The organism is Streptomyces amritsarensis (assembly GCF_001953875.1).
GTDB classification, from domain to species: domain Bacteria; phylum Actinomycetota; class Actinomycetes; order Streptomycetales; family Streptomycetaceae; genus Streptomyces; species Streptomyces amritsarensis.
In genome coordinates this window covers 1-13952 of sequence record NZ_MQUR01000142.1, presented here as the reverse complement: position 1 = coordinate 13952, position 13952 = coordinate 1, and the positions used below count along the sequence as shown (strand labels likewise).

Below are 13952 nucleotides of genomic sequence, written 5' to 3'. Positions count from 1 at the left end.
GGGCCCGGGGCCCGGGCCCGCCCGCGGGGGCGACCACGAGGCGCCATCCGAGGCCCGCGGTGTCGCCACCGGCTCCCCGAGCGACGCCGGGCCTGCGCGGCGGGCTGCTGCTGCGACCGTGGTGTGCAGCCGCTCCTCCGGGACCGTCCGGGTCTCCGACACCTGCGCGGGCAGCGGCCGGTGGGGCGCGGCCGGCCCACCGGCCGGTTGCACAGCGCCACCGGCCCCACGAGGACCGGCCCGCCGAGCACGTCCTGTACACCTGGGCCCTCGGCCTCCGGCCGTACCGGCAGCCGTGTGATCATGTCCGTCTGCACAACCAGCACTCATGGGGGGACCATGCGCACCCGCACCACCACCGCCACGACCGGCCTCGTCACCGCGCTCGCGGTGGTGCTCGCCCTGTCGGGCTGCAGCACCGCCCAGGACGGGAACCGGCCCGCGACGGCGGGGCCCACGGCGTCCGCGCCGGCGGCCCCGCAGAGCGGCGGCTCCGGGTTCGACGGCCCGCGCCCGCAGGACCAGAACCTGCTGGCGTGGACCGGCGACCCGAACGACGCGGGCCATGTCACCGCCCAGTCCTCGGCGGGGGTCGGCGGCCGGATCACGCTGGTGCGGATCGTCCTGCGCGAGCAGATCACCTGGTCGAACATCTGGCTGGGGCTGGCCGGGCTGGACCCGAACGCCCAGCTGGCCAACTGCTACCTCGGCGTGTACGACGCCAAGGGCACGCTGGTCGGGTCCACGGCCGACATCTCGCCCCAGCTGATGACCGACGCCATCGCCAAGCCGCTGCCGCTCGCCAAGCCCTTCACGGCCGCCCCCGGCACGTACTTCATCGCCCTGCTGCTCAACGGCACCTGGGCGACCAACGCCCTCACCCTGAAGGCCACGGGCGCCGGCATCTCCGTCAACGCCGGGCTGACGCCGCCGAACCTGCGCTACAGCAGCATCCTGACCGGCCAGACCTCGCTGCCCGCCACCGTGAACCTCGGCGAGCAGTCCCAGGCCACCATCAACACCGGCTGGGCCAGCCAGTGGTACGCCATCTCCTGAGCCGAGCGAGATATGCCGGTGGGTGACCCTGCCTGCCCACCGGGGGGCCGAGGACGCCGGGCGGCTCGCCCGCCTCAGGCGTCGGCCCCGACGGCGCTGATGCGGATCTTGGACTGGCCGTGGCCGAGCTCCTCCCAGTCCTCCATGAAGCGGGCGGCCAGTCCGTGCCGGGCGGCGAGGTCGACCAGGGTCTGCGTCCGGTAGTAGAAGTCCTCGCGCAGGACCTGGTGTTCGGCACCGGTGGTGCGGTCGAAGGTGAAGTCGAAGTGGCCCCCGGGCGCGAGGACGCGGCCCACGTGGGCGAGGCATTCGTCGATCACCTCGATCGGCGAGTGCGAGAAGACGCTGTGGGCGTGGACCACGTCGAAGTAGCCGTCGGGCAGGAAGTCCAGCGTCAGGTTCCTGGTGATCGTCAGGTGCGGGACCTTGGCCTGCAGTCCCCGGTCGGTCAGCGTCTGCTTGGCCGCGATGAGGATGTCGGGTGAGATGTCGATGCCGTAGTAGTGGCCCGCGTCGAGGTATTCGATGAAGCGCCAGCCTGCGCGCAGGTTGCCGCAGCCGATGTCGAGCATCCGGGCCTCGGGCCTCAGTCCGTGGCGGATCAGGTAGTCGAACTGCATCTTCCCGAGGGCCAGCCAGCGTTCGTGGGACTGGCTGCCGACGGCGGCCTCGGGGTTGCGGCGGGTGTCCGAGGCCATCACCGCGCGGTAGTAGCTCACGTGGTCGGGGTGCTTGAAGGCCAGCCACCGGTCGCGCGCGGCGCGCTTGAGGTACGGGGCGATGCGGTTCGGGCGGCTCGCCGCGTAGCGGACCTTGTGGACGAGGGATTCCCGGTTGGCGGTGAGGTTCTTCCTGGTGGCCATGAGCACTCCGTATCCGTCGCAAGGCGAAGTCCCGCTGCGGCAGCGCGTTCCGCCGGCCCGGAAGGACGCACTGGATCGACGATTTATGGCGTTCTGCCCCAGATTGCCATTCGATCGCCCTTCGGCATACCTGCCACGCCCTGCGCCGAGGGGGCCGAGGGCCGCGCGGGCGACGCCGCGGGCTCCGGCCCGCCCGGCGGAGCGGCTGGACGAGGCCTCGCGGCCGGCCGGCGGGCCCCGGGCCCGGGCCCCGCGGCGTCAGTCGGCGGTGGCGGGACGCCCTTCGAGCAGGAGGCGGGTGCGGAAGAGCTCCAGGACCGTGTCGAGGGCCTCGCGGGTGGGCTGCCCCGGTTCGTCGATCAGGTGCTCCGTCAGGACGGAGTGCGGCGGCAGCGCGCTCTCGGGATTCGCGTCGCCGTCGTCCAGTTCGACGGCGACGAAGGCGTCGCCCAGCTCGCGCCGCAGGTGGGCGAACCGCTCGGCCGGCACCAGCCGGTCGCCCCGGAAGCGCAGCCCGAGGACCTGCAGCCCCTCGCGCTCGCAGCGCCCGCGGACCACGGCGAGGTCCTCGGGGCTGATGTCGATGGCGGCGGCGCGGCCGGGGGTGAGAGCCAGCGGCAGCGAGGGCTGGGAGAGGACCGGGGCGACGAGGCGTTCGTCCGTGGCCATGGCCAGGGCGAACCCCCCGGTCAGGCACATGCCGACGGCGCCCACGCCGGGACCGCCGCACCGCTCGTGCTCGGCGGCGGCCAGGGCGCGCAGCCACCGTACGACGCGGGAGCTGCGGCCGGTGGCCAGCAGGGTGAACTCCCGGCTGACGCACACCCGCCCCATCGCCGACGCCATGTAGCGGCCGCTGCTCGCCCAGCCGACGGCGCGCGGGTCCGGATCGCGTCCGGGATCGCCGAAGAGCACCGGGAGCACGGCGGTGCAGCCGGACGCGGCCACCCGTTCGGCGAACCCGAGGACCTTGGGGGTGATGCCCGGGATCTCCGCCATGACGATCACGGCAGGGCCCGTGCCCGCGCGCAGGACGCGGCGGGTGGCGCCGTCGTGGGTGAACGAACCCTCGGTGAAGCCGGTCAGGTCGTGGTGCGGCACGTGCCTGTCCCTTCCGTCGGCGCTTGTGGACCGCACTCAAGTTACCGGCAGGTAGAGCACGGTGGTCAACCCTGCTCGGGCAAAGGGCAGCAGGCGTCCCCCGCGCCGGCCTCAGCCCACCTGGATGCCGATCACGCAGGTGTCGTCGTCCGTGTCCGACCTGCTTCCGGCGAGGAGGCGGTCCAGTCTCGCGTCCAGGTCCCCGGATCCGGCGGCGGCCGCGTTCACGAGGTGGCCGAGCGAGTCCTGGACCGAGGAGTCCCGGCGTTCCACGAGCCCGTCCGTGAACATCAGCAGCGTGTCGTCCGGTTCGAGCCGGACCTCCCGCTCGCCGTAGGCGACGTCGGGTAGGGCGCCGAGGAGCAGGCCCTCGATGAGGGGGAAGGCCTCGGCCCGGCCGCCGCGGACGAGTACGGGCGGCAGGTGGCCCGCGCGCGCCCAGCGCAGCACCCGCGTGCTCGGGTCGAAGAGGCCGCAGACGGCGGTGGCGGTGACGTGCTTGGCCAGGTGGTGGGTGACCGTGTTGAGCCAGGACAGCAGCTGGCCGGGGCCCGCGCCGGTGACGGCCAGGCCGCGCAGTGCGTTGCGCAGCACGACCATGCCGGTGGCGGCCTCGATGCCGTGGCCGGCGACGTCGCCCACGGACAGCATGATCAGACCGGAGGGCAGGACCACGGTGTCGTACCAGTCGCCGCCGACGAGCGACTCGGTCTCGGCGGGCCGGTAGCGGACGGCGACCCGCATCCCCGGAGCCTCGACGGCCGGTGGGGTGGGCGGCATGATGGCGTGCTGGAGCTGGAGCGCCAGCCGGTTGCGCTCGGCGGACTCCGCCTCGGTGTGGGCGAGCTGGTCCCTCGTCGCGGCGAGCGCCACCTCGGTCCAGTGCTGGGCCGAGATGTCCTGGTAGGCGCCCCGTACGGCGTGCAGCCGCTGGTCCGCGTCGAGGACGGGCTCGGCGACCACCCGGATGTGGCGGGTGATTCCGTCGGGCCGCCGGAGGCGGAAGTTGACGGAGGAGGGACGGTGGTGGCGCAGCAGCGCCCGCAGGAAGCGGCCGAGTGCGGCGGAGTCGTCCGGATGGGCATGGCCGGGCAGTTCCCGCAGCCGTACGGGGGGCGCGGTGGCCGGGAGTCCGTGGAGTGCGTAGAGCTGCGCGTTCCAGGTGGTCTCCCCCGTGGCCAGGTTCTCCTCGAACCCTCCGATGCGGCCCAGGCGCTGGGCGTGCTGGAGGAGGTTGGCCAGCCGGGCCGTCTCGTCCTCGATCCGCCAGATCAGCAGGACGGCGGCGCCGTGGCGGCTGACGCTGATGTCCGCGACCGAGGTGAGCGGGATCTGGTCGACCAGCGCCGTCAGGCTCATGCGTTCGGCCCGGAACGGCTCGCCCGTCGCGTGGACGCGCTCGATGATGTCGAACAGGCCGTTCTCCGCGGCGGCCATCGGGTAGGCCTCCAGCAGCAGGGCCCCGCTGACGTCGCCGCGCGGGCGTCCCACGGGGTCGACGAACCGGCTGCCGGCGTGCCGGATCCTGAAGTCGGTGAGGCGGCCCTCGTGGTCGAGGACCGGGGTGAGCACCACGGCGGGGTCCTGGAGCCCCTCGGCGAGGTCGATGAGTTCCGCGACGTCGGGGAGGACGGCGTCGCCGGCCGTCGGGTCGCCCGGCGGTGAGGCGTCCATGGTGCGGGCGCACAACTCGGCGAGCGCTTCGACCTGGCGTTCGATCTGCGGTGGCTGCGGGGCCAGGGGCTGCGGCCAGCAGATCTCGAGGACGCCGTGGATCCGTCCGCCCGTCCCGGTCGGTACGGCCATCCGTCCGCCCTCGGGCCACTGGAGGTGGCCGATCGAGGGCAGCCCCGTAAGTTTGACGCGGGACAGGGTCACCAGTCGGCGCTCCCGCAGCGCGAGGCCGGCGACGGTGGAGACGCCCGGGGGTACATGGCGCCAGCGGACGGCCTCCCTGGGCGGGAACCCGGCGTGGCCGGCGAGGGCCAGCGAGCCGTCGGGCACGGCGGTCCACACGGCGACGGCGACGGCCCCCAGCGGCCCCAGGGCGTTGGTCAGGAGGGACTCGGCGACGGCCTGGGTGTCGGAGGCCGCGGCCAGCATGCCGCTCTCGGCGGTGCGCAGCCGGACCGAGACCGCGGAGTGCTCGGCCCGGTCGTCGTCGGTGCCGGCGCGCTCGACGAACGCGGCGGCGATCTCGCTGACGTGGTCGCGGGACGCCTGGTTGACGATGTCCGCGGCGAGTTCGAGGCGGGACGTTCCGCTGTCCCGGCACAGCAGGTCGAGTTGCCGTGCCGCCGCGGCGGGGGTGCAGTTCAGCTGGCCGATGAGGATGCCCTTGGCCAGTTCGACGAGTGCCCGGCCGTCGGCGGCGGCCTGCGCCTCCAGCACCTCCCGGCGCAGCCGTTCGACGGTGGCGACGAGCCGCCCCAGCGGGGTCGGGGACTGGTGCGGGACGGCGCGGGTGCTGTAGCCCGCAACCGGTGCCGACGGCGGGTGGACGGCGCTGTTGCGTGTGGTGTCCCCCGTCATCGCGTGAGCCAGTGCCGGACGCGGGCGATGAGGTCGTCGGCGTCGACCGGCTTGGTGACGTAGTCGCTGGCGCCGGCGGCGAGGCTCTTCTCGCGGTCCCCGGGCATGGCCTTGGCGGTGACCGCGATGATGGGCAGGGCCTCGTACGCCGGCATCCGCCGGATCTCGGCGGTGGCCGCGTAGCCGTCCAGCTCCGGCATCATCACGTCCATCAGGATCAGGTCGACGTCGGCGTTGCCGATGAGGGCGTCGATGCCCTTGCGGCCGTCCTCGGCGTGCAGGACGCGCATGCCGTGCAGCTCCAGGACCCCGCTGAGGGCGAAGAGGTTGCGGGCGTCGTCGTCGACGACGAGGACGGTGCGCCCGGCCAGGTCGGCGTCGGGCACAGGGGTGGCCCGCTGCCGGGTGTCCGCGTGCACGAGCGGCAGGACGTCCCCGGGCTGTTCGGCGGACAGGTGGAGGGCGATGCGTTCGCGCAGCTCGTCCAGGCTGGACAGCAGTTCCACCCGGCGTGAGAGGGCCCGCTCCCGCAGGGCCTCCTCCCGGCCGGTCCGCACCCGGGGGTTGTTGTGGGCGAGGACGGGGAGCGAGGCGAGGGCCGGGTCTCCGTCGAGCGCGTCGAGGAAGCGCAGCGCTTCACCGCCCGGCATGTCCAGTTCCAGGACGACGCAGTGGAACGCGTCGGACGCCAACGCCGCGGCCGCCTCGCGTGAGCTGGTGGCGCCCACGACCTGGATGGCGCCACGCGCCCCGGCCGTGTGGGGGTGGGGGGCGAAGTCGCGGTCGGCGCTCTCCGCGACGAGGGAGAGCAGACCGCCCGGCCGCTCCTCGATCACCAGCAGGCGGCGGGGACTGCGCTGCGCGGGGAGCGCGGGGGTGTCCCGGCGGGCCGCGCCGTCCGCACCGTCCGCGCCCTCGGGGGACGGCTGCGCGGTCGTTTCTCCGTGGGGTGCGTCCTCGTAGTCCGCGCGGCTGACGGGCAGGTAGAGGGTGAAGGTGCTGCCCTGGCCGGGCGTGCTCTCCGCGGTGACGGCCCCGCCGAGGAGCTGGGCGATCTCGCGGCTGATGGAGAGGCCGAGGCCGGTGCCGCCGTACTTGCGGCTGGTGGTGCCGTCGGCCTGCTGGAAGGCTCCGAAGACGGACTCCAACTGCTGTTCGGGGATGCCGATGCCGGTGTCCCGCACCCGGAAGGCGAGCATGGGGCCGCGGCGGGAGATCCCGGCGGGGACCTCGGGGGCCGTCGCCGGTTCGATGCGCAGCTCGACGCCGCCGCGCTCGGTGAACTTGACCGCGTTGGACAGCAGGTTGCGCAGGATCTGGCGCAGCCGCGCGTCGTCGGTGAGCAGGTCGTCGGGGGCGTCGGGGGCGGTGGTGACGGTGAAGTCGAGGCTCTTCTGGGTGGTCATCGGCCGGAAGGTGGCGTCGACGTACTCGAGCAGCTGGGGCAGGTCGACCCGCTCGGGGTTGATGTCCATCTTCCCCGCCTCGACCTTGGACAGGTCGAGGATGTCGTTGATCAGCTGGAGCAGGTCGGAGCCGGCCGAGTGGATGATGCCCGCGTACTCGACCTGCTTGGGGGTGAGGTTGCGGGTGGGGTTCTGCGCGAGCAGCTGGGCCAGGATGAGGAGGCTGTTGAGCGGGGTGCGCAGTTCGTGGCTCATGTTGGCCAGGAACTCCGACTTGTAGGTGGAGGCCAGCGACAACTGCTGGGCGCGGGCCTCCAGTTCCTGCCGGGCCTGTTCGATCTCCAGGTTCTTGGCCTCGATGTCGCTGTTCTGGCTGGCCAGGAGGGCTGCCTTCTCCTCCAGTTCGGCGTTGGAGCGCTGGAGTTCCTCCTGCTGGACCTGGAGTTCCTCCGAGCGGGCCTGGAGTTCGCCGGTGAGCCGCTGGGACTCGCCGAGGAGCTCGTCGGTGCGGGCGTTGGCGACGATCGTGTTGACGTTGGTGCCGATGGTTTCCATCAGCTGGGCGAGGAAGTCCCGGTGGACGGGGGTGAAGGCGCTGAAGGAGGCGAGTTCGATCACGCCGAGGACCTGGTCGTCGACGACGATCGGCAGGATGATCAGGCTGCCGGGGGTGGTGTGGCCGAGCCCGGAGGAGATGATGTAGTCGCCGGGGACCCGGTCGGTGGCGATGATCCGGTGGCTGCGGGCCGCCTGTCCGACGAGGGACTCCCCGAGGGCGAACCTCGTGCCCTCCACCGCGTCCGCGGGACGGCCGTAGGAGCCGACGAGGGTGAGGACGGTTCCGCGGGGGCCGTCCTCGGCCAGGTAGAAGGCGCCGTACTGGGCGGCGACGAGCGGCGTCAGTTCGTCCATGACGAGTTCGGCGACGGCGGCGAGGTCGCGGTGGCCCTGCATCAGGCCGGAGATGCGGGCCAGGTTGGACTTGAGCCAGTCCTGCTCCTGGTTGGCCCGGGTGCTCTCGCGCAGCGAGCCGACCATGGAGTTGATGTTGTCCTTGAGTTCGGCGACCTCGCCGGAGGCGTCGACCGTGATCGAGCGGGTCAGGTCGCCCTCGGCGACCGCGCTGGCGACCTCGGCGATGGCCCGGACCTGGCGGGTGAGGTTGCCGGCCAGCTCGTTGACGTTCTCGGTCAGGCGCTTCCAGGTGCCCGAGACCCCTTCCACCTCGGCCTGTCCGCCGAGCCGGCCCTCGCTGCCGACCTCGCGGGCGACGCGGGTGACCTCGGCGGCGAAGGAGGAGAGCTGGTCGACCATGGTGTTGATGGTGGTCTTCAGCTCCAGGATCTCGCCGCGGGCGTCCACGTCGATCTTCTTGGACAGGTCGCCGTTGGCGACGGCGGTCGTGACGAGGGCGATGTTGCGGACCTGGCCGGTGAGGTTGTTGGCCATGGAGTTGACGTTGTCGGTGAGGTCCTTCCAGGTGCCCGCCACGTTGGGGACCCGGGCCTGGCCGCCGAGTCGGCCCTCGGTGCCCACCTCGCGGGCCACGCGGGTCACCTCGTCGGCGAACGCCGACAGCGTGTCGACCATGGTGTTGATGACGCCGGCGAGCGCGGCGACCTCGCCCTTCGCCTCCACCGTGATCTTCTGCGACAGGTCGCCGCGCGCGACGGCGGTGGCCACCTGGGCGATCGATCTGACCTGACCGGTCAGGTTGGACGCCATGACGTTGACGTTGTCGGTGAGGTCCTTCCAGGTGCCGGAGACCCCGCGGACGGTGGCCTGCCCGCCCAGATTGCCCTCGGTGCCGACCTCGCGGGCCACCCGCGTCACCTCGTCGGCGAAGGCGGAGAGCTGGTCGACCATCGTGTTGATGGTCTCCTTCAGCTCCAGGATCTCCCCGCGGGCGTCCACCCGGATCTTCTGCGTCAGGTCGCCCTGGGCGACGGCGGTGGTGACCTCGGCGATCGAACGGACCTGCGCGGTCAGGTTGTCGGCCATGACGTTGACCGATTCCGTCAGGTCCTTCCAGGTGCCGGAGACGCCCTTGACGTCGGCCTGGCCGCCGAGCCGGCCCTCGGTGCCGACCTCGCGGGCCACCCTGGTGACCTCCCCGGCGAACCCGGACAGCTGGTCGACCATCGTGTTGATGGTCTCCTTCAGCTCCAGGATCTCCCCGCGCGCGGTGACGGTGATCTTCTGGGAGAGGTCGCCCTTGGCCACGGCCGTCGCGACCTGGGCGATGGAGCGCACCTGGGCGGTGAGGTTTCCGGCCATGAAATTGACCGAATCCGTGAGGTCCAGCCAGGCTCCCCCGACCCCCGGCACGTCGGCCTGCCCGCCCAAAGTGCCCTCGGTGCCCACCTCGCGGGCAACCCGGGTCACCTCGGAGGTGAACAGCGACAGCTGGTTGACCATCCCGTTGAAGACGGTCGCGATCTCCCCGAGCAGCCCGTCGGCCCCGTCGGGCAGCCTGGTACGGAAGTCCCCGTCCCGTACGGCGGTCAGCCCGGCCAGCAACTGGCGCAACTCCGACTCGCCGATACCGCCGCCGCCCGGCAACGCCGGTACGCCGCCCAGTGGATCCGCGCCCACCCGCTCGGCCATCCGTCACCCTCACTCTCGTTACCCACCGCGCCGACACGCGGACAGGACCGGCACCCCTCCACCAGGGCATGCCGGAACGCCCGGCTCCGGCGGGAACCCGTCCTCGCCGCAGCACCGGTCCGGTGAAGGCTAACGCCGTCGGAGGTGCAGTGGAGCACGGTCGATCACTCCAGGGGGGCGAGCCATCCGGAATTCACGCGGGGGCGTTGGCCGGGCCCCGGACCGCCCCCGACCCGAACTCACGTTTCCCCAGGGCGTCTCGGGAATCCCCGGATGCCGCCGCCCGCTCCGGGTAGACGAACCGTTGTCGAACGGCACGAAAACGGGAAAAGGGGTGAGGACATTGGCGGTCAAAGCGGTCGGCTGGGCACGTTCGTTCCCGATCTCGGAGGGCGTCCGGGCGGCACGGCGGTGGACCGCGGAGCACCTGGCGTCGCTGCCGTGGAACGCTTCGGCGGCCGACACCGTGCACTCCGTGCTGCTGTGCGTCTCCGAACTGGTCACCAACGCACACCTGCACGCCGTCGGCACCGCGCACCTGGTGCTGACCTGGGACGGCCGCTGCCTCCACGTCAGCGTCGCCGACGCCGATCCGCGGCTGCCCCGCGCGAGGAACACCGGGGCCGACGCGAGTGCGACGTCCGGCCGCGGGCTGGGCATCGTCGACGCGCTGGCCGACTCCCTGGACATCCACTCGTGCCACGCCGGCAAGGCGATCACCGCCTGCTTCCGGCCCGCCGGCGGGCCGGACCCGCACAGGCCCGCCCCGTCGGCCGGCTGAACGTCGCTCCGGCTCAGGCTGCCGCGAGGGCGTCTTCGACGCTCGCATGCAGGGAGAGCACGGTGTCCGCGCCGGTCACGGCGAAGAGCCGGCGCAACTGCTCGCCCGGGGCGGCGATGCGCAGTCCGGTGAGGTGGTGCAGGCGCAGCAGCAGGTTCAGGAACGAGGAGTCCCCGAAGGTGATGGCGCCGGCGTCCAGGACCACGAGCGAGTGCCGGCCGGCGGCCGAGATGAGCGCCTCCTCCAGCGGCTCGAGCGTGTCCTGGTCCAGCTCCCCGTGGGCCGCCACGACCCAACCGTCTCCCGCCGGGTAGCCGTCCCCCACCACGCCGGGCTGGTACACGTCCCCGAATCCGCTCATGTCCGCCTCCACGGATCGCCGTCTGCACGTCGTCGCAAGGGAGTATGCCTGCTCATCGCGGTGGCGCTCCGCCCGCGGGCCGGCCGACGCCCCCGCGGCGGGCACCGCGGCGGCACCGCGGGCGGGTGGGGAAGAGGCAGCTGAAATCGAGGTGTGTGGAAACGCGATGACGGGGCAGAAGCGCGACGGCAGCCGCAGTCAATCGGGAGGGAGCGGCCAACCATGTCTCGCTCGGCCACCGTTGTAGGCCCCATTCGCGCAACCGACGTGCACGTCCCCGTACGTGACCGGGAGGCCCCCGGGACACGGGCGCGTGACGACGACCCGACGCCGATCGGGGCCCTGACAGGGGACGAGGTCCTGACGGGGGATGAGGTCCTGACGGGGGATGAGGCCCTCGCGGTGGACGGGGCCCCGGCGCGGGTGGAGAACGCCCGTGAGATGGCGCCGTCCGACGCCCGGGAGCTGTCGCGGCACTTCTTCCGGCGGCTGCAGTCCCTGGAGGAGGGCACGCGCGAGTACCAGTACACCCGCAACACCCTCATCGAGATGAACCTCTCCCTCGTGCAGTTCGCCGCACGGCGCTTCCGGGCCCGCGTGCTCGGCGGCGGCCTGGACATGGACGACATCATCCAGGTGGGGACGATCGGCCTCATCAAGGCCATCGACCGCTACGACCTCGACCGCGAGGTCGAGTTCTCCACGCTCGCCCTGCCGTACATCACCGGTGAGATCAAGCGGTACTTCCGCGACACCACCTGGGCCGTCCACGTCCCCCGCCGGCTGCAGGAGCTGCGTACGGAACTCGCCAAGGCGCAGGAGGCCCTGACCGACGTCCTGGGCCGGGCGCCGACGGTCAAGGAGGTCGCCCAGCACCTGGAGCTCTCCGAGGAGGAGGTCATCGACGGGCTGGTCGCCGCGAACGGCTACACGAGCGGCTCCCTCGACGCCGCGGGCGCGGACGACGACGCGCCGTCCACGGCGAACCGGACGGCCCGGCCGCTGGCGGAACGCCTCGGCGACGTCGACCCCGCCATGGAGCTCTTCGAGGACTTCCACACTCTCGCACCCCTGCTGGAGCAGCTCGACGAACGCGACCGGCGCATCCTGCAGATGCGCTTCGGCCAGGACAGGACCCAGGCCGAGATCGGTGCCGAACTGGGCATCTCGCAGATGCAGGTCTCCCGCCTGCTGTCCCGGACCCTGGCACGGCTGCGCGCCGGCATGCTGACGGCGTAGGCGCCGCACCATGACGCCGAGCACGGGCGCGACGTCCCCGCTGACGGCCCTGCCGCTGCGGGGCCGCCCCGGCGCGCGCCTGTGCGGCAGCTGCGACCTCGACACCCGGCAGGCGCTGGCCGGCGCCCTCGGCGTGGTGGCCGCAATACCCGGCCCTGTCGTGCACCTCGACCTCTCCGCCGTGGCCTTCCTCGACCCGGCCGCGGTCGCCGCGCTCGTCCGGGCATCGGCGGACTTCGTCGGGCAGGGACGGCGCCTGCTGCTCCACGACCCGCCATACTCGCTCCGCAAGGTGGTGGAGATGTTCCCGGACGAGTGCGCCGCGCTGGAGGTCGCAGCATGATCACTGTTCCTGCGCCTGCCGGGCCGGGGGCCTTCGTTCATCCCGCCCTCTTCTACCGGGACCTCACCGAGTACGTGGCGGGGGTCGGCGGCTTCGTACGCGGCGCCCTCGCGGCCGACGAGCCGGTGCTCGTCGCCGTACCCGGACCGCATGCGGACGCCCTGCGCGAGAGCCTCGGTGCGGGCGGCGGCGCCGGGATCACCTGGACGGACATGACGGAGCTGGGCCGCAACCCCGGCCGGATCCTGGCCGCCCTCCAGGAGTTCGCCGACCGCAACGCGGGCCGGGCGGCGCGGATCGTCGGCGAGCCGGTCTGGCCCGGCCGCTCCCCCGCCGAGGTGGTCGAGGCCACCCGCCACGAGGCCCTCATCAACACGGCCTTCGCCGGCCGGCCCGCCACCGTCCTGTGCCCGTACGACGTGGTCGGGCTGGCCCCGGCCGTGGTGGGCGACGCCCGGCGCACCCACCCCGTGCTCATCGAGCACGGCCGGGACCTGCCGAGCACCGCCTACACCGACGCCGCGCGGGTCACCGCGGACCTGGACCGCCCGCTGCCCGAGCCCGACGGCCCGGTCGCCCGGCTCGCGTACACGCACGGAGGGCTGGCCGAGGTACGCGAGTACGCCGAGAACTGGGCGCGCGGCACCGCGCTGACCCCGGCCCGGCGCAGCGACCTGATCATGGCGATCAGCGAGGCCGCGGCGAACTCCCTCGCCCATGGCGGCGGGAAAGGCACGCTGCGGCTGTGGACCGCCGCAGGGCCCGGAGCGGGGATCGTGGTCGTGGCAGAGATCCACGACGGCGGCCGGCTGGCGGACCCGCTGGCCGGGCGGCGGCGCCCCTCCCTGGCGTCGGCCCACGGCGGCCGCGGCCTGTGGATGATCCACCAGCTCTGCGACCTGGTGGAGGTCCGCGCCGCAGCGAGCGGATTCACGCTGCGGCTGCACGCGGCCACGCCCTGAGACCGGTCGTCGCCTACAATGTCCTGCGCTTGCCAGGACGGCCCACAAACCGCCGGCGGTGCGTGGACGATCACGTACATCGATCGTGCCGCGCCGGGCATACGCCTGTGACAGAGACCAGTGTCAACGCGGGGGTGAGAGAGCTCGGTGGAGACCGTCGGACCGGAAACGGGTGATCCTGTGAGTGTCGGCCTACCCGCCGCGGGGCAGCGCCGCCGGCTCGCCCTGACGGGCGTCCGCGGCTCCGTGGCCAAGGGCCGCGACTTCACGCGCCAGGCCCTGCGGGACTGGGGCTGGGACGGGACGGAGACCGCCGAGGACACCCTGCTCCTCGTGTCCGAGCTGCTGACGAACGCGTCCCTGCACGCGGGCGGCTGTCACGAGCTCGTGCTCACCGCCGGGAAGGTGCTGCGCGTCGAGGTGTCCGACGGCAGCACGGCACTCCCCCGCCGCGACCCGGCACCGCGGCGCGGCGTCCCCGGCGGCCACGGCCTCCACATAGTGGAGCGGCTGTCCGACCGCTGGGGCGCGGACCCGCACCCCGGTGGGAAGGCCGTCTGGGCCGAGATCGACGCCGCCCGACTGGTGTCCGGCAGGCCCACCGAGCGCTAGTGCTGTGACCGGCAAGGTTCACCGGGTCGCGACGCCCGGCACGGCACCTCGCCGCGTTGTCGGACCGCGCACGTACGTCCAGTACGAGC

11 protein-coding genes are annotated in these 13952 nt (G+C 72.9%); 6 read left to right on the top strand and 5 right to left on the bottom strand.

The window, feature by feature from the left end; genetic code table 11:
* The first annotated feature begins 339 nt into the window (after positions 1-339).
* The gene (locus AVW11_RS33620) at positions 340-1056 is read left to right on the top strand and encodes a hypothetical protein (protein WP_076046921.1); all 717 of its coding nucleotides are present in this window, start codon (positions 340-342) and stop codon (positions 1054-1056) included.
* A gap of 74 nt (positions 1057-1130) precedes the next feature.
* Here AVW11_RS33620 and AVW11_RS33615 read toward each other — a convergent pair whose 3' ends face one another.
* From AVW11_RS33615 to AVW11_RS33600, 4 genes are all read right to left on the bottom strand, one after another.
* Positions 1131-1919, bottom strand: coding sequence for a class I SAM-dependent methyltransferase (locus AVW11_RS33615; protein WP_060178662.1), 789 nt, complete (start codon positions 1917-1919; stop codon positions 1131-1133).
* Between the two features lie 258 nt (positions 1920-2177).
* A complete protein-coding gene (locus tag AVW11_RS33610) occupies positions 2178-3020 on the bottom strand; it encodes a dienelactone hydrolase family protein (protein ID WP_076046920.1) in 843 nt (280 codons plus the stop codon).
* Between the two features lie 111 nt (positions 3021-3131).
* The gene (locus tag AVW11_RS33605; protein WP_079250899.1) at positions 3132-5552 is read right to left on the bottom strand and encodes a SpoIIE family protein phosphatase; all 2421 of its coding nucleotides are present in this window, start codon (positions 5550-5552) and stop codon (positions 3132-3134) included.
* Complete coding sequence (locus tag AVW11_RS33600) at positions 5549-9565, bottom strand: HAMP domain-containing protein (RefSeq protein ID WP_076046919.1); 4017 nt, start codon at positions 9563-9565, stop codon at positions 5549-5551. The genes AVW11_RS33605 and AVW11_RS33600 overlap by 4 nt, the downstream gene beginning before the upstream one ends.
* 343 nt (positions 9566-9908) lie before the next feature.
* On the opposite strand from AVW11_RS33600, the gene AVW11_RS33595 reads away from it, so the two are divergent.
* Positions 9909-10346, top strand: a complete 438-nt coding sequence (locus AVW11_RS33595) for an ATP-binding protein (RefSeq protein ID WP_030844690.1) — start codon at positions 9909-9911, stop codon at positions 10344-10346.
* Between the two features lie 13 nt (positions 10347-10359).
* Here AVW11_RS33595 and AVW11_RS33590 read toward each other — a convergent pair whose 3' ends face one another.
* A complete protein-coding gene (locus AVW11_RS33590; RefSeq protein ID WP_076046918.1) occupies positions 10360-10707 on the bottom strand; it encodes an STAS domain-containing protein in 348 nt (115 codons plus the stop codon).
* 441 nt (positions 10708-11148) lie between these two features.
* On the opposite strand from AVW11_RS33590, the gene AVW11_RS33585 reads away from it, so the two are divergent.
* From AVW11_RS33585 to AVW11_RS33570, 4 genes are all read left to right on the top strand, one after another.
* Positions 11149-11946 (top strand): SigB/SigF/SigG family RNA polymerase sigma factor, encoded by a 798-nt coding sequence (locus tag AVW11_RS33585; protein WP_078096067.1) that lies wholly within the window; start codon positions 11149-11151, stop codon positions 11944-11946.
* A gap of 10 nt (positions 11947-11956) precedes the next feature.
* Positions 11957-12289 carry an STAS domain-containing protein gene (locus AVW11_RS33580; protein ID WP_060178658.1) on the top strand — a complete coding sequence of 111 codons (333 nt, stop codon included), beginning with the start codon at positions 11957-11959 and terminating at the stop codon, positions 12287-12289.
* A complete protein-coding gene (locus AVW11_RS33575) occupies positions 12286-13251 on the top strand; it encodes a sensor histidine kinase (RefSeq protein WP_076046917.1) in 966 nt (321 codons plus the stop codon). Before AVW11_RS33580 ends, AVW11_RS33575 begins: the two co-directional genes overlap by 4 nt.
* A 180-nt stretch (positions 13252-13431) precedes the next feature.
* Positions 13432-13863, top strand: coding sequence for an ATP-binding protein (locus tag AVW11_RS33570; protein WP_060178656.1), 432 nt, complete (start codon positions 13432-13434; stop codon positions 13861-13863).
* The last annotated feature ends 89 nt before the right edge of the window (positions 13864-13952 follow it).